The organism is Streptomyces triculaminicus (assembly GCF_017349075.1).
Taxonomy (GTDB): Bacteria; Actinomycetota; Actinomycetes; order Streptomycetales; family Streptomycetaceae; genus Streptomyces; species Streptomyces triculaminicus.
Window position 1 is genome coordinate 1191259 of sequence record NZ_JAFMOF010000002.1, and the last position, 22431, is coordinate 1213689.

Annotated in this window: 20 protein-coding genes and 2 pseudogenes; 12 read left to right on the forward strand and 10 right to left on the reverse strand. The window is 72.9% G+C overall.

Annotated features, from left to right (window positions below):
• Nucleotides 1–164 precede the first annotated feature (164 nt).
• From J1792_RS15440 to J1792_RS35065, 3 genes and pseudogenes are all read left to right on the forward strand, one after another.
• On the forward strand, nucleotides 165–2198 hold the full coding sequence (locus tag J1792_RS15440) for an RICIN domain-containing protein (RefSeq protein WP_242645927.1): 2034 nt from the start codon (nucleotides 165–167) through the stop codon (nucleotides 2196–2198).
• A gap of 118 nt (nucleotides 2199–2316) precedes the next feature.
• A complete protein-coding gene (locus tag J1792_RS15445) occupies nucleotides 2317–2916 on the forward strand; it encodes a hypothetical protein (protein WP_207247487.1) in 600 nt (199 codons plus the stop codon).
• Nucleotides 2917–3004: 88 nt separating this feature from the next.
• Nucleotides 3005–3661 (forward strand): annotated as a pseudogene (locus tag J1792_RS35065) (phosphatase PAP2 family protein); the annotation flags it as partial.
• Between the two features lie 39 nt (nucleotides 3662–3700).
• Here J1792_RS35065 and J1792_RS15455 read toward each other — a convergent pair.
• The 3 genes from J1792_RS15455 to J1792_RS35380 all read right to left on the reverse strand — a co-directional run bounded on the left by J1792_RS15455 (nucleotide 3701) and on the right by J1792_RS35380 (nucleotide 5784).
• On the reverse strand, nucleotides 3701–4384 hold the full coding sequence (locus tag J1792_RS15455; RefSeq protein WP_086575023.1) for a response regulator transcription factor: 684 nt from the start codon (nucleotides 4382–4384) through the stop codon (nucleotides 3701–3703).
• A 7-nt stretch (nucleotides 4385–4391) separates the two neighbouring features.
• Nucleotides 4392–4703: a hypothetical protein gene (locus tag J1792_RS34115; protein WP_242645928.1), complete on the reverse strand. Its 312-nt coding sequence runs from the start codon at nucleotides 4701–4703 to the stop codon at nucleotides 4392–4394.
• Between the two features lie 205 nt (nucleotides 4704–4908).
• Nucleotides 4909–5784: a sensor histidine kinase gene (locus J1792_RS35380; protein WP_307842997.1), complete on the reverse strand. Its 876-nt coding sequence runs from the start codon at nucleotides 5782–5784 to the stop codon at nucleotides 4909–4911.
• A gap of 160 nt (nucleotides 5785–5944) precedes the next feature.
• Between J1792_RS35380 and J1792_RS15465 the strand changes: the two genes are divergently transcribed.
• On the forward strand, nucleotides 5945–7714 hold the full coding sequence (locus tag J1792_RS15465; protein ID WP_245872123.1) for a serine/threonine-protein kinase: 1770 nt from the start codon (nucleotides 5945–5947) through the stop codon (nucleotides 7712–7714).
• Nucleotides 7715–7745: 31 nt separating this feature from the next.
• Here the strand turns inward: J1792_RS15465 and J1792_RS15470 are convergent, their stop codons facing one another.
• From J1792_RS15470 to J1792_RS15475, 3 genes are read right to left on the reverse strand one after another with little or no spacing between them, the layout of a single operon-like run.
• A complete protein-coding gene (locus tag J1792_RS15470) occupies nucleotides 7746–8441 on the reverse strand; it encodes a response regulator (protein WP_086568139.1) in 696 nt (231 codons plus the stop codon).
• Complete coding sequence (locus J1792_RS34125) at nucleotides 8438–8752, reverse strand: hypothetical protein (protein WP_242645929.1); 315 nt, start codon at nucleotides 8750–8752, stop codon at nucleotides 8438–8440. The genes J1792_RS15470 and J1792_RS34125 overlap by 4 nt, the downstream gene beginning before the upstream one ends.
• 5 nt (nucleotides 8753–8757) lie before the next feature.
• Nucleotides 8758–9693: a histidine kinase gene (locus J1792_RS15475; protein WP_242645930.1), complete on the reverse strand. Its 936-nt coding sequence runs from the start codon at nucleotides 9691–9693 to the stop codon at nucleotides 8758–8760.
• 197 nt (nucleotides 9694–9890) lie between these two features.
• Between J1792_RS15475 and J1792_RS15480 the strand changes: the two genes are divergently transcribed.
• The 6 genes from J1792_RS15480 to J1792_RS15505 all read left to right on the forward strand — a co-directional run bounded on the left by J1792_RS15480 (nucleotide 9891) and on the right by J1792_RS15505 (nucleotide 16963).
• Nucleotides 9891–10565, forward strand: coding sequence for a hypothetical protein (locus J1792_RS15480; RefSeq protein ID WP_207247488.1), 675 nt, complete (start codon nucleotides 9891–9893; stop codon nucleotides 10563–10565).
• 38 nt (nucleotides 10566–10603) lie between these two features.
• On the forward strand, nucleotides 10604–11176 hold the full coding sequence (locus J1792_RS15485; protein WP_207247489.1) for a hypothetical protein: 573 nt from the start codon (nucleotides 10604–10606) through the stop codon (nucleotides 11174–11176).
• 286 nt (nucleotides 11177–11462) lie between these two features.
• Nucleotides 11463–12185 carry a transglycosylase SLT domain-containing protein gene (locus J1792_RS15490; protein WP_207247490.1) on the forward strand — a complete coding sequence of 241 codons (723 nt, stop codon included), beginning with the start codon at nucleotides 11463–11465 and terminating at the stop codon, nucleotides 12183–12185.
• Between the two features lie 112 nt (nucleotides 12186–12297).
• Nucleotides 12298–13509 (forward strand): cytochrome P450, encoded by a 1212-nt coding sequence (locus J1792_RS15495; RefSeq protein WP_207247491.1) that lies wholly within the window; start codon nucleotides 12298–12300, stop codon nucleotides 13507–13509.
• A 165-nt stretch (nucleotides 13510–13674) separates the two neighbouring features.
• Nucleotides 13675–16017: an Orn/Lys/Arg family decarboxylase gene (locus J1792_RS15500; protein WP_207247492.1), complete on the forward strand. Its 2343-nt coding sequence runs from the start codon at nucleotides 13675–13677 to the stop codon at nucleotides 16015–16017.
• Nucleotides 16018–16117: 100 nt separating this feature from the next.
• Nucleotides 16118–16963 (forward strand): hypothetical protein, encoded by an 846-nt coding sequence (locus tag J1792_RS15505; protein WP_086566966.1) that lies wholly within the window; start codon nucleotides 16118–16120, stop codon nucleotides 16961–16963.
• 28 nt (nucleotides 16964–16991) lie between these two features.
• Here J1792_RS15505 and J1792_RS15510 read toward each other — a convergent pair whose 3' ends face one another.
• Nucleotides 16992–17807, reverse strand: coding sequence for an alpha/beta fold hydrolase (locus J1792_RS15510; protein WP_086566964.1), 816 nt, complete (start codon nucleotides 17805–17807; stop codon nucleotides 16992–16994).
• A 127-nt stretch (nucleotides 17808–17934) separates the two neighbouring features.
• On the opposite strand from J1792_RS15510, the pseudogene J1792_RS15515 reads away from it, so the two are divergent.
• Nucleotides 17935–18827, forward strand: a pseudogene (locus J1792_RS15515) (LysR family transcriptional regulator).
• Nucleotides 18828–19096: 269 nt separating this feature from the next.
• Complete coding sequence (locus tag J1792_RS15520; RefSeq protein WP_207247493.1) at nucleotides 19097–19819, forward strand: transglycosylase SLT domain-containing protein; 723 nt, start codon at nucleotides 19097–19099, stop codon at nucleotides 19817–19819.
• 89 nt (nucleotides 19820–19908) lie between these two features.
• Here the strand turns inward: J1792_RS15520 and J1792_RS15525 are convergent, their stop codons facing one another.
• The 3 genes from J1792_RS15525 to J1792_RS15535 form a co-directional block, all read right to left on the reverse strand.
• On the reverse strand, nucleotides 19909–20508 hold the full coding sequence (locus tag J1792_RS15525; RefSeq protein ID WP_207247494.1) for a hypothetical protein: 600 nt from the start codon (nucleotides 20506–20508) through the stop codon (nucleotides 19909–19911).
• 142 nt (nucleotides 20509–20650) lie between these two features.
• Entirely contained in the window at nucleotides 20651–21667 is a 1017-nt protein-coding gene (locus J1792_RS15530; RefSeq protein ID WP_207247495.1) for an ETX/MTX2 family pore-forming toxin, read from the reverse strand.
• 307 nt (nucleotides 21668–21974) lie between these two features.
• Nucleotides 21975–22421 (reverse strand): DUF7144 family membrane protein, encoded by a 447-nt coding sequence (locus tag J1792_RS15535; RefSeq protein ID WP_207247496.1) that lies wholly within the window; start codon nucleotides 22419–22421, stop codon nucleotides 21975–21977.
• Nucleotides 22422–22431: the final 10 nt, after the last annotated feature.

Genomic DNA, 22431 nt, shown 5'->3' on the forward strand with positions numbered 1-22431 from the left:
CCGAAAGACCCCTGAGCCACCGCCGGGCCCGCCCGGATCGTCCCGCCGCGCGCTGTCACGGCGCCGGACGAACCCCCCACGCACCGTCAAGGGCGGGCCCGGCGGTTCCGGGGCCTGACAGGCCCCCGCAGTACTGACCCTCCACCACCGATGGGACTCGCACGATGCGCACCACGCACTCCCGCAAGAAACCCAGCACGCACCGCCGGAGCAGAACCCGGCGCCGGGTGATCGTCGCGGCCGCCGCGACGGCCGCGGCCGCCGCCCTGGCCGTCGGCGTCATCGGCATCGGGTCGGCGACGACGCCGGACGACGCGACGACCGAGGCCAAGGGCGTTCCCGCCGCCGCCCAGCCGGTGCACAAGGCCCCGCCCGCGCCGCTGACCAAGACCCCCAAGGCCGACACGGGCCGCGGCCTGGTCTACAAGGGCCTCGACCCGGCGCCCAAGGGCGACCCCTGTGTCGGCGTCTACCGCGTCTCCGACGCCCGGCTGTGCACCCACGGACCCGACGCGCCGCCCAAGGGCATCGACATCACCAAGGACACCCCGCCCGTGGCCAAGGCCGCGTCCGCGCCGGACCTGAAGGGCGACGGCAAGCAGGCCCCCGCGGCGGCCGAGGCCCTGCAGGGCTCGACGGCCGCCCTCGACGCCCGCACCGGCAGCGTCGCCGCCGGCGGCCCCGCCCCGGCCGCCCCCGGCGCTCCCGGCGGCTCGAAGACCGTCTGCGAGGGCGACGGCTCCACCGGCAACCGGGTCCAGGTGCTGTACGTCCACGGCCCCGGCCGCGACCGGTTCGGGCAGTACGCCGCCTCGTTCAAGCAGTGGGCGGCGGAGACCGACGTCATCTACAACGCGAGCGCCAAGGAGACCGGCGGCGAGCGGCACGTCCGCTACGTCACCGAGGCCGACTGCTCCCCGTCCGTCCTGAACGTCGAGATCCCCGACGGCTCCCTGGCCGAGTTCGGCGCGACGAACAACGCCCTGGCCGCCAAGGGCTTCAACCGCCGCGACCGCAAGTACATGATCTTCGCCGACGCCCAGGTGTACTGCGGCATCGGCACCTTCAACGGCGACGAGCGCCCCGGCGCCGACAACCTCAGCAACTTCGGCCCCTCCTACGGCCGTACGGACAACGGCTGCTGGGGCGGCAGCACCCCCGCCCACGAACTCGGCCACAACCTCGGCGCCGTCAACAACAGCGCCCCGCACACCAGCAAGGCCGCGCACTGCGTCGACGAGTGGGACATCATGTGCTACTCCGACGCGCCGTACTACCCCGCGATGCAGACCATCTGCCCCGACCGCTCGAACGACGAGCGCCTGGACTGCGGCCACGACGACTACTTCCACACCAACCCGCGCCCGGGCAGCTACCTGGCCACCCACTGGAACATCGCCAACAACCGCTTCCTCATAGCCGGCGGCGGCAGCACCGACCCCAACCCCAACCCCAGCCCCACCCCGAACCCCACCGGGACCTCCACCCCCGACCCGTCCACCGGGCCCGCCGCGCAGGTCACCCAGATCGCCCCGGACTCCGCCCTGGTCAGCTGGCCGAAGGCCGCCTCGGCCGCCGGCTACGACCTGCTGCTCAACGGCAAGAAGTACGCGGACGTCAAGGAGACCTCCGTCCGGCTCGTCAGCCTCACCCCCGACACGGCCTACAAGGTCGCCGTCGCCGCGCGCGGCGCGGACGGCAAGGTCTCCGCGCCCGGCCGCACCGCCTCCTTCCGCACCCTGCCCTCCGGCAACGGCCCGACCAAGCCGGGCGGTAAGTTCCTGCTGCTCAACAGCCTCACCGGCCAGGCCGCCGACCTGTGGAGCGGCTCCACCGCGAACGGCACGGTCGCCATCGCCTACCAGCGCCACGGCTACGCCAACCAGCAGTGGACGTTCGAGGACGCGGGCAGCGGCGCCGTGCGCGTGAAGTCCGTCCAGTCCGGCAAGTGCCTCCAGCCCGGCACCGACGGGCGTGCGGTGGCCGGCCAGTACGTCGCCCAGCAGCCCTGCGGCGGCTCCTCGGCCCAGAAGTGGAAGCTGACCGCCAACGGCTCCGGCTCCTACGTCCTCCAGCCGCAGGGCTCCACCCTGGCGCTGGGCATCAGCAAGCGCTGGTACTACGGCGGATGGCTGCTCGAGCTGCAGCAGCAGAACAAGCAGGGCTACCAGAACTGGACGCTCTCCAAGGCGTCCTGACGGGCGAAAGCCCCGGCATCCCCTGAACCGGGCCGGCGACCGCGACCCACCCCACCCCCACCGCGGTCGCCGGCCCTTACCCTTTCCGTCCTTCGCCGTCCCCCACCAGGAGTACCCGATGACCTTCCGTCCCGCAGCCCTCGCCCCGGCGGCCGGACTGCTCGGCGCCCTGATCGTGCTGGGCGCCGCCCCACCGGCCGCCGCGCACGGCGACACCATCCACTTCACCGTCTCCGGCGACCGGCCGGACGGCCACGTACGGGCCGTCGCCCTCTGGGACAACGACGACGACCCGGTGGACGAGCCGGTCGCGGGCACCCTGACCGCACAGGACCCCAACGGCACCACGCGCGGGCCCTGGCAGCTCGTCCGCGTCGAGGGCGAGAAGGCCACGTACACCACCCACGAGGTGCTGACCCCGGGCACCTGGAAGATCACCGTCCACTGCGGTTTCCCCGACCTCGGCCACGGTGAGGCGACCGTGAACGTACCGGCCCTCGCCCAGGGCCCCGTGGCCTCCCCGTCCTCCGCTCCGCCGTCGTCGCCCGCCGCGCGCTCCGCCGCCTCGCCGACCCGGCAGGCCGATGCCGCCGACGCCTCCGACGACGCGGACAAGAGCGTCACCGCGACGGTGGTCACCGCGGCCGCCGTTCTCGCCGCCGCCCTCACGGCCGGGGTGCTCGTCCTGCGCGCCCGGCGCTCGAGGAACCGGGCCTGACCGATGGGCGACCCCTGACGATCGTCAGGGGTACGACGCTGTCGTTCGGGTCGGGCGCCGACGGTTCGCCGTCCGTAGGTTCGACGGCATGGAACGCAGAACCGAACAAGAACGCGCCGGTCACGCCCGGAAGCCCGGGGCGCGGCCCCTGGCCGCCGCCGGGGTGCTGGCGGTGGCCGCCGGGCTGCTGGCCTGGCTCGCACCCTCCGGAGCGGACGCGTCCGGGGCGGTACGGGTCACCGGCGGCCCGTCCGTCTCCGCCTACCGGTCGCTGGCCGGCGCGGCGGCGGACGCCCCGGCCTGGGTGGGCTCGCTGCTCGGCGCGGCCACCGAGGGCACGCTGGTGGTGCTGGGGCTGCTGCTGGTGTGGGCCGGCCTGACCGCCCTGCGCCGGCACGACGTCCGGGCCGTCGCCGGGATCCTCCTGGCCGGCGCGGCGACCGTGCTGGCGTACGCGACCAGCGAGCTCCTGAAGACGATGCTGGACGAGGAACGCCCCTGCCGCGCGCTGGCGGGCGTCAACCCCGTCGATCCGTGTCCGGAGCCCGGCGACTGGTCGTTCCCCAGCAACCACTCCACCCTCGCCGCGGCGCTCGCCGTCGGCCTGGCCGTCGTGCGACCGCGGCTCGCCGCCGTGACGCTGCCGCTGGCCGCGCTCGCCGCGCTGCTGCGCGTGGCCGTCGGCGTCCACTACCCCCACGACGTCATGGCCGGAGCGCTGCTCGGCGGCGCCGTGGCCGCGGCCGCGATGCTGGCGCTGCGACCGCTCGCCGAGGCCGTGGTGTCACGGACCGGCTGGGCCCGGCGTCGGGATGACGCCCGCTTCGTGGGCCACGACGGCCGCGGCGGCGCGGTTGTCCACGCCCAGCCGCGCCAGGATGGAGCTGACGTGCGCCTTCACGGTGCCTTCCACCACGTGCAGCCGCCGGGCGATCTGACCGTTGGACAGGCCGGCGCCCAGGTGGGACAGCACGTCGCGTTCGCGGGCGGTGAGGGCGGCGACACGTTCCCGGGCGGTGGCGCGGCGCCCGGCCGCGCCGGCGGCGCCGGTGGCGGTCAGATGGGCGACCACCCGGGCGGCCACCGGAGGTGAGAGCCAGGCCGCGCCGCCGGCCACCGCGCGGACACCGGCGATCAGTTCCTCGGGCGGCCCCGACTTCACCAGGAAGCCGGCGGCCCCGCCGGACAGGGCCCGCAGGATGTAGTCGTCCTCGCCGAACGTCGTCAGCATCACGACCTTGGTGTCCGGGGCGTCGGCGCGGATGCGCGCCGCCGCCTCGATGCCGCTCACGCGCGGCATCCGGATGTCGAGCACTGCCACGTCGGGACGGTGACGGCGGACCAGGTCCACGGCCTCGTCCCCGTCGCCGGCCTCCGCGACGACGTCCAGCTCGGGATCGGCGGCGAGCACGGCCCGTACGCCGGCGCGGATCATCGGCTCGTCGTCGGCGACCACAACCCGGATCACGGGGCGCTCACTCGCGCAGGACGGCAAGGGCCACCAGCGTGCCGTGCCGGAAGCAGAGCTGATAGGCGTCGCCGGCGGCGTCCACGAACCGGTCGGTCGTGACCGCGTAGTACTCGCACCGGACTCCCGGTCCCTTCGGTTCCGCCGCCCGGGGCCGGTACGGCAATTGACGCTCGGGCAGCACGGCCGCCACCTCGGCGCGATTCTGCCCGACGCGCAGGGCGGCGTAGGCGGCGGGGTCCAGGACCGTGTGGGACAGCGTCAGCGACGCCCACGTCACCAGCGCGGCGCTCAGCGCCACCGTGGCGGCCAGCGGCACGACAACCGCCGCGACGAGGGCGCGGCCCGCGCGCCGGCGGGCCCGGCGGTGCTCGGGCGGCAGGGCGGCCGGTGCGCCGGAGGCCGGGGGCGAGGGCGGGCGCGGCGGGGGACGTGCGGCAGGCCGGCCGTGACGGCGAAGCCGCCGTCGTGCGGACCGTGCGAGAGCGACCCGCCCGCCAGCCGCACCCGCTCGTCCAGCCCGATCAGCCCCGGCCGCCGCCGGACAGCGCGGCGACGGCGGCCGGGCGTGGGGCGGTGTTGCGCACCGAGACCGTGGTCCGGCCCGGCGCGTGGACGACGCGCACCGTCGCCCGCGAACCGGGCGCGTGCTTGGCGACGTTGGTCAGCGCCTCCTGGACGACCCGGTGGGCGGCCCGCTCGACCACCCCGGGCACCTCGGCCGGCGTGCCCTCGACGCGCAGGGTGACATCGAGGCCGGAGGCCGCGGCCCCCTCGACCAGCGGCCCGATGGCAAAGTCCGCCGGAGCGGCCGGGGCCGCCTCGGCGTCCTCGCGCAGGATGCCGATCACCTCGGCCAGCCGCTCCACGGCCCCGGCGGCCCGGGCCCGCAGCTCGTCGGCGGCCGCGCGATGACGCTCCGGCAGGCCGGGCGCCAGCTTCAGCGCCCCCGCCGACAACGCGATCAGGCTCAGGTCGTGGCCGAGCGCGTCGTGCATGTCCTGCGCGATCCGGGCCCGTTCGCGCAGCCGGGCCTGCTCGGCGATCAGCCGCTGCTCGCGCTCGAGCTGCTCCGCCCGGCTCCAGCCGGCCCGCACCAGCTCCTGGTACTGGCGCAGGACGCGGCCCGCGCACCAGGGCAGCAGCAGCGCGCCGACCACCGTCGCCACGAAGACGCCCCCCAGCGCCAGCAGCGCCGGCACGGTCACCACGGCGGTCGCCGCCGCGACGACCAGTACGCTCACCGCCACGGCCATGGTCCGCGTCCGCCCCGAGCGGTGGCCCGCCGAGAACGCCGCGGCCGCGGCGACCACCGCCCACCACGGACTCGTCACGGCGCTCAGCCCGGTGGCCGCCACCGCGGCCGCCGCGAGCACCACCGCGGGGTCGCGCCTGTTCACTGTCGTTCCTCGCACGTCACGAACGGTACGGAAGGCGCCGGCGCGAGAACATTCGCCGAAAGTCCCATGGACGTTCGCCCGGCACCGGGCGGCCGGATGTGCCGCCGTCTTCCCCCATGACGTAGATTCTGATCTTCGGCATGAACGCATCACCTCGGGGGTGGGACCCATCAGTGGGAACTACGGCGGCGCACTGCGCCCGCTGGCGGCGACCGATCCGCGCGAGATCGCCGGCTACCGGCTGCTCGCCAGGATCGGCGAGGGCGGCATGGGATCCGTCTACCTCTCGCACACGCGCGGCAACCAGCCGGTCGCCCTCAAGATGATCCGCCGGGAGTACGCCGGTGACGGCGAGTTCCGCCGGCGCTTCCAGCACGAGGTGCGCGCCGCCCAGCAGGTGCGGGGCTACCACCTCGTGCCCGTCGTGGACCACGACTCCGACGGCGAACAGCCCTGGCTGGCCACGGCGTACGTGCCGGGACTGCCGCTGGACGAGGCGCTGCGGACCTACGGCCCGCTGCCGCTGCCCGCGGCGCTGCAGCTCGTCGGCTGCGTGGCCCGGGCCCTGGAGTCCGTGCACGCCGCCGGCGTCATCCACCGCGACCTCAAGCCCGGCAACATCCTGCTGGCCGCCGACGGCCCCTGGGTGATCGACTTCGGCATCGCACGCGCCGCCGAGGCCACCCAGCTCACCCGCAGCGGCGGGTTCATCGGCACCCCGCAGTTCATGTCGCCCGAGCACGGCACCGGGGCCGACCTCACCCCCGCCGCCGACCTCTTCTCCCTCGGCCTCATCGCCGCCGTCACCGCCACCGGCAACCACCCCTACGGCTCCGGCAGCGCCCTGACCGTGGCCACGCAGATCGCCAACACCGCACAGCGGCCGCCGGACCTGTCCGGCTACCCGGACGATCTGCGCCCCCTGCTGGAGAGCACCCTCGCCGCCGACCCCGCCGCCCGGCCCACGCCCCGCGAACTGGCGGACCTGTGCGAGCGGGCCTCGTGCCGCCCGCCGCGCGCCTTCGACGGCTGGCTCCCGGCCCCGCTCGCGGCCGCCGTCGGCGAACGGGAGCGCCGGATGCGGCTGCTGCTGGCGGGCGAGGGCGAGCAGCCGCCGCCGGGCCCGGACCAGGAGGGGCCGCGCCGTACGGCCACCTACGTCCCCACCCAGGTGCCGGGACACGACCAGGGCGCGCCCTCCGGCGACGCGGCCGTGCACGCCGCACCCACGCAGGCCGCGAGCGCGGCCCCGGCCACGCCCCCGCCGCCCGCGTACACACCCTCCGCTCCGGCGACCACCCCGACGCCGCCGTCCCGCGGCCGGCGGACGCCGCTGGCCATCGGACTCGTGGTGGCCCTGGCCGTCGTGGCCGGTACGGCGTGGGCGATGTCCGGCGACGACGAGAAGTCCGACGCGCACGCGGACGCGAAGCCGTCCGCGAGCGCCCCGCCCGCCGCCGGGCCGAGCAAGAAGGCGAAGGAGGAGGCGAAACAGGAGGCCAAGCCCGCCAAGCGCGACTACGAGACCGTCTTCGCCGACCGCCCCCTGACCATCGGCGCGCCCGCCAACTCGCTGGAGACCGTGGACTTCGACGCCCCCAGGGTGTCGCCGCAGGACGACATCCCGGGCCACGACACCGAACTGTCGTACATGGCCCAGTGGATGAACTTCAAGAAGGCGACCGCCAAGAGCAGGGGGACCACGCCCCAGGAGTGCCGCCAGGCGGTGGACACCGCACCGCTGCCCGCCGAGCTCACCCGCGCGGACCTGATGGACAAGAACATCCTGCAGAAGGACGACGTGCTGTGCACGGTGACCTCGAAGGGCAACCTCGCGATGCTCAAGATCACCGAAGTGTCGCCGACGGGCAAGCCCTTCGACCCGCCCGGCTACTCCGGCCTCCTCACCCTCTGGAAGCAGCCCTCCTGACGGGCCGCCGGGCTGACGGGCCGCCAGGTAGCTAGGAACCCGGGGCCACCAGGCCGCTCTCCCACGCCCACGCCGCGATCCCGACCCGGTTGCCTGCCTTCAGCTTCGCCTGGATGTTGGCCACATGGGTCTTCGCGGTCCCCGGAGAGATGAACAGCTCCGCGCCGATCTCCGCGTTGGTGAGCCCACGCGCGATCAGGCGGACGATCTCCCGCTCCCGGTCGGTCAGGGGATCCACGACGGCGGCGGCCGGGGCGGCGGACACCGGAGGAGCGGGCGGAGCGGGCGGCGTGGCGGACAGCCGCCGCAGCAGCCGCACGGTGATCTGCGGGCTGATCAGCGCGTCCCCGGCCATGGCCGCCCTGACGCCCTCGATGAGCAGGGCGGGGCCCGAGCGCTTGAGCAGGAAACCGCAGGCGCCGTGGCGCAGCGCCGTGTGCACGTAGTCGTCGAGGTCGAAGGTCGTCACCACGACCACCCGCGTCGGGTGCGCCGCCCCGGGCCCGGCGAGGAGACGCGTCAGCTCCAGGCCGTCGAGCCGCGGCATGCGGATGTCGGCCAGCACCACGTCGGGCCGCAGCCGCCGGGCCAGCTCGAGTGCGGTGGCCCCGTCGGCGGCCTCGCCGACGACGGTCATGTCCGGCTGCGAGTCCAGGACGAGACGGAAGCCGCTGCGTACGTCGTCCTGGTCGTCGGCCAGCAGGATGCGGGTCGGCGCGCCGCTCATGACGCCCGCTCCACGGTGCGCTCCACGGCGACGGCCGTGGCCGCCGGCAGCAGGGCGACGACCTGCCAGCCGTCCTCGTACGGCCCGTAGTCCAAGGTCCCGCCCGTCGACCGCACGCGTTCCCGCAGGCCGCTCAGGCCGCGCCCGCCGAGGCCCTCCCGCTCCCGGCGCGCGGCCGCACGGGAACGCGTTCCGGGCCCGCCCCCGCCGTCGTCGGCCACGCGCACCTCGACGCGGGGCGTGCCGTCGGCGCCCCGCACGCGACCGAGCGTCACGTCGACGCGCGGGGTGCCGGGTGCGTGACGGCGCACGTTGGTCAGGGCCTCGACGACGACCCGGTAGGCCGTGGAGCCCGTGTCACGGGAGAGGTCCCCGGCCGCCTCCGGGGCCATGGAGAGCCGGGCCTCGCCCGGACCGGCGGCGGTGAACCGCTCGACGAGGCCGGGCAGTTGGTCAACGCCGGGCAGCGGCTCGATCGCCTCGTCGCCCGTACCGGCCCCCGCGCCCCGCCGGTCCCGTCCGCCCCGTCCGTGTCGTGCAGCATCCGGACCATGCGGTCCATCGACGCCAGCGCGTTCAGGCCCGCCTTCTCGATGCGCTCCAGAGCCGGCACGGCCTGTCCCGGGTCGGCCGCCGCGACGAACCGCGCGGCCTGCGCCTGGGCCACGATGCCGCTGACGTCATGAGCGACGAAGTCGTGCAGGTCGCGGGCCAGTTCCAGCTGCTGGGAGCGGCGCGTCCCGGCGACCAGCCGGTCCCTGCGGTACTCCATCAGCCGCGGATAGCCGCCGACGACGGCCGCCCCGCACACGGGCAGCCACCAGAACGCCGCCGCGCCGGCCATCACCAGCACCGACGGGTGGGGCAACAGCGGGAGCGTCCACACCGCCACCGCCGTGCCCGCCACCGCACCCGCCGCCACCGCGTGCCGCAGCGGCGCCCAGCGGGCCACGACGACGAGCAGGACGAGCAGCGTCGCCGTCTCCACGAGCCGCGGCCACGCGCCCCCGGAGACCGTCGGCGGAACGCCGGCCACCGTGGTCGCCAGCGACAGCACACCCACCAGCGCAACGGGCAGGGCGAGACGGCCCCGCGCCCGGCGCCACCGGCACAGGCACCACACGAGCAGCGCCACGGCGGCGACGGCGGGCACGACCCCGTACGGCGCCACCCGCGCGCCGTACGCGCCGACGGCCCCCGCCCCGCCACACCCCACCGCGATCACGGCCGGCCCCACATCCCGGTGTCCCATGCGCCCCGTCGTCCGTTCCATCGTCCCCACACCCCTGATCCTACGAGCGGGCGTTCGACTCTCTCCTCTCCCGATCGGCAGAGCGCACAGGCCCGTTCGCACCGGATCTCTGCCGATCGGCCGATGGCCCGGGCCCCCGGCCACCGACGAGATTGGAGCCCGTCAACCGATCCACCCCGAACACCAGGGAGCCCGACATGAGCGTCTTCTCCACGCCCCGCCGCAGGACCACCGCCGCGGCCCTCGCCACCGCCACCGTCTTCGCCGCGCTGGCCACGGTGGCCTCCTCCGCCTCCGCATCCTCCTCCGCCTCGGGCACGGATACGGCTCACGAGGCGGTCCACGCGAAGAAGCCGGCGGCGGTCGCCCAGGTGAGCGGGAAGGCCCGCATCTCCTACGCCTACTCGCCCAAGGACGAGATCCGCTTCTCCGTGGAGGCCCAGTCCGCGCCCTTCAGCCGCCCCGTCGGCGAGTTCCCGATGGGGATGCCCACCGACGCGCGGGGCAAGGTCACCATCTACCACTGGTCGCCCGAGAAGAAGGAGGCGCGGCGCGGCGAGGCCGCGGTGGACTGCCTGGTCACCGGCGGCGACACCGCGACGCTCACCGCCGTCGTCACCAAGTCGCAGGACCCGGGCGAGATCGGCACGCGCATGGGCTTCAGCGTCAGGACCGGAGGCCCGGGCAAGGGCCGGTTCGGATTCCACTGGGGCGTCAGCAACCTCGACGTCGTCGACGGCAAGGTGGTCATGCCGCACGTCGGCACCTGCATGGCACCCGCCCCCTTCGCCCCCGTGGCCGAGGGCGGCTTCACGGTGAAGCACGCGGAGCTGCCGCCTCTGCCCGCCGGCTGGCCCGGCCGCGAGCACTGACGGCCACCGACGACCCCTGCGACGAGGAGGACACCCCCATGTCCCATTCCCTGACGGCCGCGCCCCGCGCGACGGCCGGCCCCCGGCCGGCGAACGAGAGCCCCGCGGTCTCCCGCCCGGTCCGCTGGGCCGCCCACGCGGCCGCGCTCACCCTCCTGCCCTCGGGCCTGTGGCGGATCGCCGTCGCCTTCGGCATGCCGTCCGGATTCGCCGAAGGCAATCCCCTGCACAGGAGCAACTTTCCGGGCCCGACGTCCCTCTATCTCATCGCCCTGAGCGTGTTCGCCGAGTGCCTGGGCCTGCTCACCCTCGGCCTGGTCCAGTCGTGGGGCGAGAGAGTGCCCGGTTGGGTGCCCTGGCTCGGCAGCCGGCGCATCCCCACCCTCGCCGCCGCCGTGCCCGCCCTGCTCGGCGCCGCAGTGGTCACGGCCATCGCGTTCACGGCGGCGTGCGGCGGCTGGGAAGGGCAGATGGCCGCGCCCGACGCCCCCAAGGGCGCGCTCGCCTGGCTGATGACGGTCTGCTGCGCACCGCTACTGGCCTGGGGCCCGCTGCTGGCGGTGGTGACGGTCGCCTACTGCCGGCGCCGTCGCGGCGACCGAATTCGCTGACGCTCCGCGTGCGCACGCTCGCGCGGAGAAGCGCTGCTGTGAGGCCCCTCATGGGGCGTGGCTCACATACGAAAGAGGGCCGTATTCAGGTCCCCTTACAGGACGCGATAAAACCGTGTCCGGCCTCACGGCATGCGGCCTGAGGCCGTAGGTCACACCTTTGCCAGGGGGTTTTCGGGCCGCTAACAATTGCTGAGTCGCACGGCGCCGTCGACCGAGAAACGGCGCTCTTTTTGCGCCATTGACGGCCATTGCGACGTAAGCGATTGGAAGGGTTCAGCTCGTTATGCGCTCCACCGTCTCCGGTTATTCCGCTCTGTCCAAGGCTCATAAGTTCTCCGCTGCGGGTCTGGTGACCGCTGCTGGTGCCGCCGCTCTGACGTTCGCCCTGGTGCCGCAGGCTCAGGCTGCGGATGCTCACTCGGTCGGTGTGAAGACCGTGTCGCTGAGTGCTCAGGAGTTCGGTGTGACGCAGGATGCGGACCTGGCGAAGGCCGCGGACGGTGCCGCCGTGAAGGCGGGCGTGGATGCGAAGGCCGCGGTGAAGGCGAAGGCGGACGCCGAGGCGAAGGCCAAGGCCGACCGCGAGCGCGCCAGCCGCTCCACCGAGCGCAAGGCCCTCAAGCCCGCTGCGAAGCCGGCCCCGGCCAAGCCCGCTGCCAAGCCCGCTCCGGTGAAGAAGGCCTACGCGGACAACCTGGACGGCTGGATCAACGAGTCGCTGGACATCCTGCGTGCCAAGGGCATCCCGGCCTCCTACGACGGTATTAAGCGCAACATCATGCGTGAGTCGACGGGTAACCCCCAGGCGATCAATGACTGGGATGTGAACGCGGTGAACGGTGTGCCGTCGAAGGGTCTGCTGCAGATCATCGACCCCACGTTCAAGGCGTATCACGTCGAGGGCACGTCCTGGGACATCTATAACCCGGTCGCCAACATCACCGCGTCCTGCAACTACGCGGCCGACAAGTACGGCTCCATGGACAACGTCAACTCCGCTTATTGATCGAACCGAGCGGTGGAAAAGCACCCCCCAAGGCCCCCGGGACATGCTCCCGGGGGCCTTGAGTTTCGTCGGGCCCTCTCCACAACCCGGCCGCCCGGCTAGCATCCGTCCCATGGACGCGAGCGCCGACTTCGACCCGTGGAACCCCCGTTTCGTCGCCGACCCCTATCCCGGTTACGCCCGGCTGCGCGCCTCCGGGCGCGTCCACTGGTTCGCCCCCAGCCGGCAGTGGCTGGTGCCGCACGACGCGGACGTACGGGCGCTGCTGCGGGACCGGCGGCTGGGGCGTACGTATCTCCACCGCTTCACGCACGAGGAGTTCGGCCGGACCCCGCCGCCGGCCGGTCATGAGCCCTTCCACGTCCTCAACGGCAACGGCCTGCTCGACCTGGAGGCCCCCGACCACACACGGATCCGGCGCCTGGTGTCGCAGGCCTTCACCCCCCGCACGGTCGAGGGGCTCGAGCCGACCGTGCGCCGGCTGGCCCGCGAGCTGGTCGACGGCCTCGTCGCGGAGGGCGGCGGCGATCTGATCGCCACGGTGGCCGAACCGCTGCCGGTGGCCGTCATCGCCGAGATGCTCGGCATCCCCGCGGCGGACCGGGGGCTGCTGCGGCCCTGGTCGGCGGACATCTGCGGGATGTACGAGCTGAACCCGGACGAGGAGACGGCACGCCGCGCGGTCCGCGCGTCCGAGGACTTCTCCGCCTACCTGCGGGACCTGATCGCCCACCGGCGCACGCGGCCGGCCGACGATCTCATCAGCGCGCTCATCGCCGCGCACGACGCCGGGGACCGGCTCACCGAGCAGGAAATGGTCTCCACCTGCGTCCTGCTCCTCAACGCCGGCCACGAGGCCACCGTGAACACCACCGGCAACGGCTGGTGGGCCCTGTTCCGTCACCCCGGCCAACTCGCCGCGCTCCGAGCCGACCACCGGCTGCTGCCCACGGCGGTCGAGGAACTGATCCGCTACGACTCGCCGTTGCAGCTCTTCGAGCGCTGGGTGCTCGACGACATCGAGATCGGCGGCACCGTGATCCCGCGCGGCGCCGAGGTCGCCCTTCTCTTCGGCTCGGCCCACCACGACCCGGCCCGCTTCCACGACCCCGGCCGGCTGGACATCACCCGCTCCGACAATCCCCACCTCGGCTTCGGGGCCGGCATCCACTACTGCCTGGGAGCCCCCCTCGCGCGCCGCGAACTCATCGCCGTGTTCGGCGAACTGCTGCGCCAGGCACCGGGGATGCGGCTCGTGGCCGAGCCGGAGTGGAAGCCCGGGTTCGTCATCCGTGGCCTGCACGAGCTGCTCGTCGCCTGCTGACCGGCGGCCGGCCCGTCGAGCGCGTGAGCGAGTTTCCCCCGGCCTCGCCCCTCCCACGGGTGGTTCCGTCGTTCCCTCGCCACCTGCCCGCCCTCTCCTGACGAGACTGAACGCTCAGCAGAGTGATGATCACAAGAGGCATGGCGGGGGAACATGGGGGGCGACATGGCCGTCGGCACCGTTCTGTTCGCGTTGCGGGAGGACCCGCACGCGCCGGATTCCGGGGCGGAGCAGCTGCGCAGGATCCGTAAGGCCGTGGAGGACCACGGCCTGGAGGTGCGCTGGGCCCGCACCGAGGCCGACGCGCGGGCGGTGCTGCGCACGGAGGCGGGCATCGCCGCCGCGGTGGTGGCCTGGGACCTCGCTCCCGGCGACAGCAGCAAGGACGAGCCGGGCGGCGCAGCGGTGTTGCGTCAGATCGGCCGGCGCTTCAAGGACCTGCCGGTGCTGCTCGTCATGGCCGACGGGGCCGACGAGGACCTCGACCACCTGCCGCTGTGGGTGTCCGAGGCCGTGGTCGGCTACGTCTGGCCGCTGGAGGACACTCCGGCGTTCATCGCCGGGCGGATCGCCGGCGCGGCGCGCGCCTACCGGGAGACCGTGCTCCCGCCGTTCTTCAAGGCGCTGCGCCACTTCGACGGCGCCCACGAGTACTCCTGGCACACCCCGGCCCACGCGGGCGGCGTCGCCTTCCTGAAGTCGTCGGTCGGGCGCGCCTTCTTCGACTACTACGGCGAACGGCTCTTCCGCAGCGACCTGTCCATCTCGGTCGAGGAACTCGGCTCCCTCTTCGAGCACACGGGCCCGATCGGGGACGCCGAGCGCAACGCCGCACGCGTCTTCGGCGCCGACCGCACGTACTTCGTCCTCCACGGCAACTCCACCGCCGACCGCATGGTGGGTCACTACTGCGTCTCCCACGACGAGATCGCCCTGGTCGACCGCAACTGTCACAAGTCCGTCCTGCACGGCCTGATCCTGTCCGGCGCCCGTCCCGTCTACCTCGTCCCCACCCGCAACGGCTACGGACTGGCCGGCCCGCTGCCCCCGGCCGAGATCGGCGCGGCGGCCGTGCGCGAGCGCGTCGCCGGCAACCCGCTGGCCCGTGCGGCGCGTTCGCCCGGGGCCGAGTACGCGGTGGTCACCAACTCCACGTACGACGGGCTGTGTTACGACGCCGTCGAGGTCGCCCGGGAGCTCGCCGCGAGCACGCCGCGCGTGCACTTCGACGAGGCCTGGTTCGCCTACGCGCGCTTCCACCCGCTCTACGACCGGCGCTACGGAATGGCGGTGGGGCCCGACACCTTCGCCGGCCCCGAACGTCCCACGGTCTTCACCACGCAGTCCACGCACAAGCTACTGGCCGCGCTCTCCCAGAGCGCGATGGTGCATGTGAAGTCCTCGCCCCGGGCGCCGGTGGAGCACGACCGGTTCAACGAGGCCTTCATGATGCACGGCACCACCTCGCCGCTCTATCCCGCCATCGCCTCCCTCGACGTGGCCGCCGGAATGATGGACGGGCCGCAGGGGCAGTGGCTCGTCGACGAGGCGGTCACCGAGGCCGTCCGCTTCCGCCAGGCCGTGGTCCGCACGGGCAGGCGCGTGGCGGCGGCGGGGGACCGGCCCGCCTGGTTCTTCGGCGTCTGGCAGCCCCGTACGGTCACCGACCCGGCCACCGGCGAACAGCACGACTTCGCCGACGCCCCCGCCGAGCTGCTGCGCACCCAGCCGTCCTGCTGGCAGCTCGAGCCGGGCGCCGACTGGCACGGCTTCGCCGGCCTCGGCGAGGGGTACGCGATGCTCGACCCGGTCAAGGTGACGCTCACCTGCCCGGGCATCGACGCCACCGGACGGTGGGCCGACCACGGCGTGCCCGCCCGCGTCCTGACCGCCTATCTGGCCACCCGGAACATCATGGTGGAGAAGACCGACAGCTACACCACGCTCATCCTCTTCTCCATGGGCATCACCAAGGGCAAATGGGGAACGCTCCTCGACGCCCTGATGGACTTCAAGGCGCTCCACGACGCCGACACCTCCCTCGACCGCGTCCTGCCCGACCTCGTCGCGCAGTACCCGCGGCGCTACGCCGGCACGACGCTGAGCGAGCTGTGTCGGAGCATGCACGACCACCTGCGCCGGGCCGATCTGGTCACCCTGCTGGACACGGCCTTCCAGGACCTGCCCGAGCCGGTCACCCCGCCCCAGTGGTGCTACCAGCAGCTGATCCGGGAGGGTACCGAGCGGGTCACGCTCGCGGACGCTCCCGGGCGGGTGGCGGCCGCCATGGTCACCGTCACGCCGCCGGGCATCCCCGTCCTCATGCCCGGCGAGTCCACCGGCACCGCCGACGGGCCGCTGCTGCGCTACCTCGGCGCCCTGGAGGCCTTCGACCGCGAGTTCCCCGGCTTCCGCAGCGAGACCCACGGCGTCACCGTGGACCCCGACACCGGCGACTACATGATCGAGTGCGTACGCGCGGACCGGGTGACCGGCGCACGGCCCTGACCGGACAGCGGCGCTGACCGGCCCGCCGCCCTGACCGGGGCGGGCGCGCCGAGGAGGGATCTGCGCAGCTCCTTCGCGGCCGGGCGGTTACGGTGCGTCCATGGTGTTCGGCGTCGTCATGGCCTTCTGTGCCGCCGTCTGCATGGGCACGGCCACCGTGCTCCAGGCGATGGGCGCGCGCACGGCGCAGGCCGGCGGAACACCGGCGGCGGGCCTGGCGACGCTGGCGCTGACCCTGCGCCGGTGGCCGTTCCTGGCCGGCATCGCCCTGGACACCCTCGGCTTCGCGGCGGAACTGGTGTCCCTGCGCTCGGTTCCCCTGTTCCTGGTCGAGGCGGCCCTCGCCTCGTCGCTGGCCGTCACCGCCGTCGTCGCCGCGGCCGCCCTGGGCATCCGGCTGCGTTACGCGGAGTGGGCCGCCGTCGGCGGGGTGTGCTGCGGCCTGGCCCTGCTGGCCGTCGCGGCCGGGCACGAGGGCACCGGCGCCGGGGACGCCCGCATGCGGTGGGTGATCCTCGGCGTCACGCCGGCGCTGGTCGTCGCCGGCCGGGTGGTTGCCCGGCGCGTCCGGCGCGGGCGGGCCGCGGTGCTGGGCGGCATCGCGGGCCTGTGCTTCGGCCTGGTCGCCGTCGCCGTGCGCCTGCTGCCGGACCTCGGCGTCCAGCGCCTGCTCACCGCGCCGTCGGCCTACGCCGTGGCCGTCGCCGGCCTCGGCGGCTACCTCCTGCTGATCGAGGCGCTGAGCTCCGGGGCGGTCACCGCGGCCACGGCGGCCATGGTGATCGGCGAGACCGTCTGGCCCGCCGCCTACGGGGTGCTCTGGCTCGGCGACTCCACGCGCCACGGCTTCAGGCTGCTGGCCCTCGCCGGTTTCGCCGTCTCGATCGCCGGCGCCCTGGTCCTGGCGCGGTTCGGCGACGCGGAACAGTACGCGTCGCCGCGCTGAGCCGGCCCGCGCCGGACGGGGCCGGAGCTCAGGCGACGGCGGCGGTACGGGTGGCGCCGCGCATCCCGGCGAGCGCGTCCCGCAGCGCGGCGTTGAACGCGCGGGGCGACTCCTGATGCGGCATGTGGCCCGCCCCGGGGATGACGGTCACCCCGGCGCCGGGCGTCAGCGCGGCGCACGTCCGCGCGACCTCGGGCGGAATCTGGCTGTCGAGCTCGCCGTGGAGGTAGTGGACCGGGACGCCGAGCCCGGGCAGGGATGGCCGAGGGTCGTAGCCGGCGAGCCCGGCGATCAGCTCGTCGATGGACACGGCCGCGTCGAGGACCTGCCGCACCGTCTCGTCGCTCAGGGCCGGGTCCGCTCCCGGCGCGAACCACTCGGGCACCCATCCGACCACGGTGCCGGTCCGGTCGCGGCGAAGGTCCTCCAGCAGATCGTCGATGGGGACGGCCTGGGCCGCCCAGTAGGCGGGACCGTCCACCGAGACGACGCCGCCGACGAGCGCGGGGTACCGCAGGCCCAGCTCGGTGGCGAACATGCCGCCCATCGACGAGCCGACGACGACCGGCCGCTCGAGGCCCAGGGCGCCGATGAGGCCGACGAGGTCGGTCACGACCGTGTCGAGCGTGTTGCCCCCGAGCGGCCTGTCCGAGCGGCCGCAGCCGCGCCAGTCGACCGTGACCACGCGATGATCATCGGCGAACGCCGGCACCTGGGCGTTCCAGACCTGCCCGCTGGTTCCCCAGCCGTGCAGGAACAGCAGCGACCCCACGGCGGTCCCGTCCCCGCCCGTGTACGCGTCCTCGTAGTAGTAGGACGTGTCGTCGACCTTCAGATACGGCATGGCCCGGCTCCTTCGCCGCCTCGATTTCCTTGATCGCTTGCGGGATCCATCCCACCGCGGACCGGGCCCGCGACCAACCGGCGAAGCGCGCCTACACTCATCACGAGAAGTGATCAATGGGGTGGGCATGGAGATCCGGCAGCTGCGCTACTTCCTGACCGTGGCGGAGGAACTGCACTTCGGGCGGGCGGCCGACCGGCTGCACATCGTCCAGTCGGCCGTCAGCCAGCAGGTACGCCGCCTCGAGCACGAGCTGGGCGCCGAGCTCTTCGACCGCACCACCCGGACCGTCGCCCTCACCGAGGCGGGCCGGCAGCTGCTGCCCCACGCCAGGACGTCCTCGCCGCGGAGGCACGCGCCCGCGCCGCGATCGACCGGCTGCGCACCGAGCGGGCGGTCACGCTGCGCCTGGGCACCAGCTCGGGGCTGGGCACACGGCTGGAGGGCATCCTCGCCGCGTTCGCCCGGCTCGCCCCGGACGCGCAGCTGGAACTCGTGACCGCGGCCACCGACACCAGGCTGAAGGACGTCCGCTCCGGGGAGCTCACGGCGACCCTGCTGCGGGGCGAGCGGGAGGACACGGGCCTGGAGCTGCTGCCCCTGTGGCAGGACCCGCTCATGGTGGCCCTGCCCGCAGGGCACGACCTCGCCGCACGGGACGGGATCGACATGGCCGACCTCGCCGGCCTGCCGCTACGGCTCACCCCGCAGACCCGCAACCCCGCGCTGTTCGACCTGGTGACGCGCTCCTGCCGGGCGGCCGGCTTCGAGCCGGTCCTCGGCCCGGAATTCACCACCGTCCAGGACACTCTGGCCACCATCGCCTACGGCAAGCCCTCCTGGACCGTCTTCTACGCCCCGCACGCCGACCAGCTGCCGGTACCGGGCGTGGCCTTCCGCCCCCTGCGCAACCCCGCCCCCGCGATGCGCACGTATCTCGCCGTACGACCCGACCCGCCGGGGGCCGGGCTGCGCGCGCTCATCGAGGCCTGCCACGCCGTGTGCGAACAGTCGCACTGAGCGAGCGAAGAGGGCCGGGGATGTGAGGGCGCTCATGGGGCGTGGCTCACATACGAAAGAGGGCCGTATTCAGGTCCCCTTACGGGACGCGATAAAACCGTGTCCGGCCTCACGGCATGCGGCCTGAGGCCGTAGGTCACACCTTTGCCAGGGGGTTTTCGGGCCGCTAACAATTGCTGAGTCGCACGGCGCCGTCGACCGAGAAACGGCGCTCTTTTTGCGCCATTGACGGCCATTGCGACTAAGCGATTGGAAGGGTTCAGCTCGTTATGCGCTCCACCGTCTCCGGTTATTCCGCTCTGTCCAAGGCTCATAAGTTCTCCGCTGCGGGTCTGGTGACCGCTGCTGGTGCCGCCGCTCTGACGTTCGCCCTGGTGCCGCAGGCTCAGGCTGCGGATGCTCACTCGGTCGGTGTGAAGACCGTGTCGCTGAGTGCTCAGGAGTTCGGTGTGACGCAGGACGCGGACCTGGCGAAGGCCGCGGACGCTGCTGCCGGTCAGGCGCAGGTCAAGGCCGCTGCCGCGGTGAAGGCCGAGGCGAAGGCGAAGGCCGACCGTGAGCGTGCGAGCCGTTCCGAGGCCCGTAAGCCGATGAAGCCCGCCGCCAAGCCCGCCGCGAAGCCGGCTCCGGCCAAGCCCGCCGCGAAGCCCGCTCCGGTGAAGAAGGCCTACGCGGACAACCTGGACGGCTGGATCAACGAGTCGCTGGACATCCTGCGTGCCAAGGGCATCCCGGCCTCCTATGACGGCATCAAGCGCAACATCATGCGTGAGTCGACCGGTAACCCCCGTGCGATCAATGACTGGGATGTCAATGCGGTGAACGGTGTGCCGTCGAAGGGTCTGCTGCAGATCATCGACCCGACGTTCAAGGCGTATCACGTCGAGGGCACGTCCTGGGACATCTATAACCCGGTCGCCAACATCACCGCGTCCTGCAACTACGCGGCCGACAAGTACGGCTCCATGGACAACGTCAACTCCGCGTACTGATCCGGACGCGACCCGCATGACGCCGCAGGGCGGCCGCACCTCGCACGAGGTCGCGGCCGCCCTGTCGTTCGTCGCCCGTACCGGCGCGTCTACTGCGTCGCCCACTTCAGGGGCTCCTTGTAGAAGCCCCGGGCGTAGGTCACGTAGGTGACCTTCTTGCCGTCCGGCACGATGAAGGGGGTGCAGAACGTCTGCTCGTCGCCCTGCTTCCACGTGCCGTCGGTGGTGTCCTTGCAGTCGGCGGGCTTGCTGCTGAGGCTGCCGATGAGGATGAGTCGCGTGCCGCGCTGCTCTCCCTCGGAGACGGTGCCGACGTCGGTCGACAGCATCGGGCCCTTCATCTCCGGGTCGCCGCCGGCGAGCTTGGCCTTCACATAGACCCAGGCGAGGGTCTTCCCCTGGTACTTGCTCGCGTCCAGCTCGGTGAGGTCGGACGCCTTCCCCATGACGACGCGCTGCGGCGTGATGATGAATTCGCCCTTTTTGCCGTAGCGCTCGTCCTCCTGCTTCTCGGGGCTGGGCTGCCCGAGCTTCAGCGGCTTCGACGCCTCGGCGGAGGCCTTTTTGTCATTTCCGCTCTTCGCGCCGGACTTGGTCCCGTCGGAGTCGTCGCAGGCGGTCAGCGCGACCGCGGCGAGCACGGCCCCGGCCAGGGCGAGCGCGGATCGGCGGCGTGTCCCGGAATTCATGTGCGTCAGCAAGGTGTCCCCGTTATTGATGGTGCTTTTCCGGTAGCGGAACCCGGAATTGGCCCATGAGTGTACGTGCACCCCTGCGACGCACCGGCGCGCGGGGCCGGCCCCGGTGCGGACCCCGCGCGCCGGTCACCGGTCAGCGGCCGGAGGCGATGACCCGCTTGCCGCTCTGGCTGAGCGGAACGGGGATGGTCCGGACGGGCGCGACGCCGCGCTTCGGCTTTCCGTCCAGCGTCTTCTGGACGGCGTTGATGTTCAGCGAGACGCCCTGGCCGCCGGTGAACGTGCCGCTCGCGAAGGCGTTCACGCCGTCCGCGGTGACCTCATAGCCGGTGGTGTCGATGATTCCGTTGGCCCGGCAGTCGCGGAAGACCTCCTCGATCGGCACGAACCACAGCCAGTGGTTGTCCCCGTCGTGGTTGAGGTCGACCTTCTCGTTGAACCAGATCGCCACGTTCCCCGACATGGTGACGGTGGCGGTCCAGTCGATGTCGTACTTCTGGGTGCCGACCACCAGGGACGCCTCGACGAGGGACTTCGCCGGGATCCTCAGCGGCAGGTCGACGCTCCAGTTCTGGGTCTCCCTGTGCGCGAACTCCTGCGTCGAGGACAGGCTCGCCTCGATCGACGTGGTCTCGCTGACCTTGGCGACCGCCGGTATCTCGGCCGAGACCTCCATCGTGACGCCGATCTTCAGCGACTCCGTCACCGAGATCCGCAGGTCCTGCTCGGTCGTCTTGCTCTGCTTGTACGTGACCTGCTGCTCGACGTCGGTGCCGTTGCGGTAGTTGGTGACCACGGAGGTGACCTGACCGGGAACGGGGGAGGGGGCGCTGGGGTCGTAGACGATCCCGGTGTACTTCGTGCGCACCTGGTGCTGGTGGTAGTCGCCGAGCGAGCTCTGCTTGCCGTACTCCGTGGACGCGGTGTAGCGGCAGCCGTTGGACTGGGGGAAGCGCTCCCTGGCCATCCACCGGCCCCACTCGTCGGTGATTTCCTGGAGCGAGCGGGCGGCGCCCTTTCCCTTTCCGGCGCTCTGCGGCCGGGGGGCGGCGGCCGCGGAGCCCGCGGTCGCGACGGCGACGGGAAGGGCCGCGGCGACCCCGACGGCGGGGGCGAACGTCAGCAGACGCCGCCTGGAGACATGACTCATTGAATTCCGTACTTTCTTGCGGGTGTTGACGGCAGAACGGACGAAGTTCCCTGATATGCAGGGCGATCCGTGGTCATCCATGCTGCAGGGGGACTTTGGTCACGAGAGTCCCAAACGCATCATGACGTGACTCTCGCCCCATGTCTACCGCCGGTAACAGAACATGGCGTACCGTCAGGCGACGAAATCCGCAGCACAGATGTGCTCGCCGCCGCCGCCACCGCCTACGCGACGCGACGAGGCCCCCACGCCGTTCACGCCGGCGCGAGGGCCTCGATGAGGAAGCGGTACGTACTCGCCAGGGGATTCAGTGGCCGGTCGGCCCCAGGGTCGTCCCACCGGGCGGAGCCGAGTTCGGCTTCACCACGCACAGGGCCCAGATGACGAACGCGCACAGGGCGATGACCACGATCGACCAGAGCGGGTAGTAGGGGATGGACAGGAAGTTGGCGAGAAGCAACAGGGCCGCCAGCGACACGCCGACGATCCTGGACCACAGCGAGAGCTTGAACAGGCTCACGCCCACCATGATCGCCAGAATTCCCAGGAGGAGATGGATCCAGCCCCAGCTCGTCAGATTGAAATGGAAGACGTAGTTGGGCGTCGTGACGAAGATGTTGTCATGGACCAGGGCCATCACGCCCCGGAACACATCCAGGAACCCCAGGACCAGCATCATCACGGCGGCGAAGACCGCCAGCCCCTCTGCCGCGGCCTGGGACCCGCCGGGACGCGGGTTGAGCGAGGACGACATGATCCACCTC

Excerpts from the sequence above, each read along its gene's own strand:
- J1792_RS15440 (WP_242645927.1), top strand. The coding sequence starts at position 165 with ATGCGCACCACGCACTCCCGCAAGAAACCCAGCACGCACCGCCGGAGC.
- J1792_RS15445 (WP_207247487.1), top strand. The coding sequence starts at position 2,317 with ATGACCTTCCGTCCCGCAGCCCTCGCCCCGGCGGCCGGACTGCTCGGC.
- J1792_RS15470 (WP_086568139.1), bottom strand. The coding sequence starts at position 8,441 with ATGAGCGGCGCGCCGACCCGCATCCTGCTGGCCGACGACCAGGACGAC.
- J1792_RS15475 (WP_242645930.1), bottom strand. The coding sequence starts at position 9,693 with ATGGGACACCGGGATGTGGGGCCGGCCGTGATCGCGGTGGGGTGTGGC.
- J1792_RS15480 (WP_207247488.1), top strand. The coding sequence starts at position 9,891 with ATGAGCGTCTTCTCCACGCCCCGCCGCAGGACCACCGCCGCGGCCCTC.
- J1792_RS15485 (WP_207247489.1), top strand. The coding sequence starts at position 10,604 with ATGTCCCATTCCCTGACGGCCGCGCCCCGCGCGACGGCCGGCCCCCGG.
- J1792_RS15490 (WP_207247490.1), top strand. The coding sequence starts at position 11,463 with ATGCGCTCCACCGTCTCCGGTTATTCCGCTCTGTCCAAGGCTCATAAG.
- J1792_RS15495 (WP_207247491.1), top strand. The coding sequence starts at position 12,298 with ATGGACGCGAGCGCCGACTTCGACCCGTGGAACCCCCGTTTCGTCGCC.
- J1792_RS15500 (WP_207247492.1), top strand. The coding sequence starts at position 13,675 with ATGGCCGTCGGCACCGTTCTGTTCGCGTTGCGGGAGGACCCGCACGCG.
- J1792_RS15505 (WP_086566966.1), top strand. The coding sequence starts at position 16,118 with ATGGTGTTCGGCGTCGTCATGGCCTTCTGTGCCGCCGTCTGCATGGGC.
- J1792_RS15510 (WP_086566964.1), bottom strand. The coding sequence starts at position 17,807 with ATGCCGTATCTGAAGGTCGACGACACGTCCTACTACTACGAGGACGCG.
- J1792_RS15520 (WP_207247493.1), top strand. The coding sequence starts at position 19,097 with ATGCGCTCCACCGTCTCCGGTTATTCCGCTCTGTCCAAGGCTCATAAG.
- J1792_RS15525 (WP_207247494.1), bottom strand. The coding sequence starts at position 20,508 with ATGAATTCCGGGACACGCCGCCGATCCGCGCTCGCCCTGGCCGGGGCC.
- J1792_RS15530 (WP_207247495.1), bottom strand. The coding sequence starts at position 21,667 with ATGAGTCATGTCTCCAGGCGGCGTCTGCTGACGTTCGCCCCCGCCGTC.
- J1792_RS15535 (WP_207247496.1), bottom strand. The coding sequence starts at position 22,421 with ATGTCGTCCTCGCTCAACCCGCGTCCCGGCGGGTCCCAGGCCGCGGCA.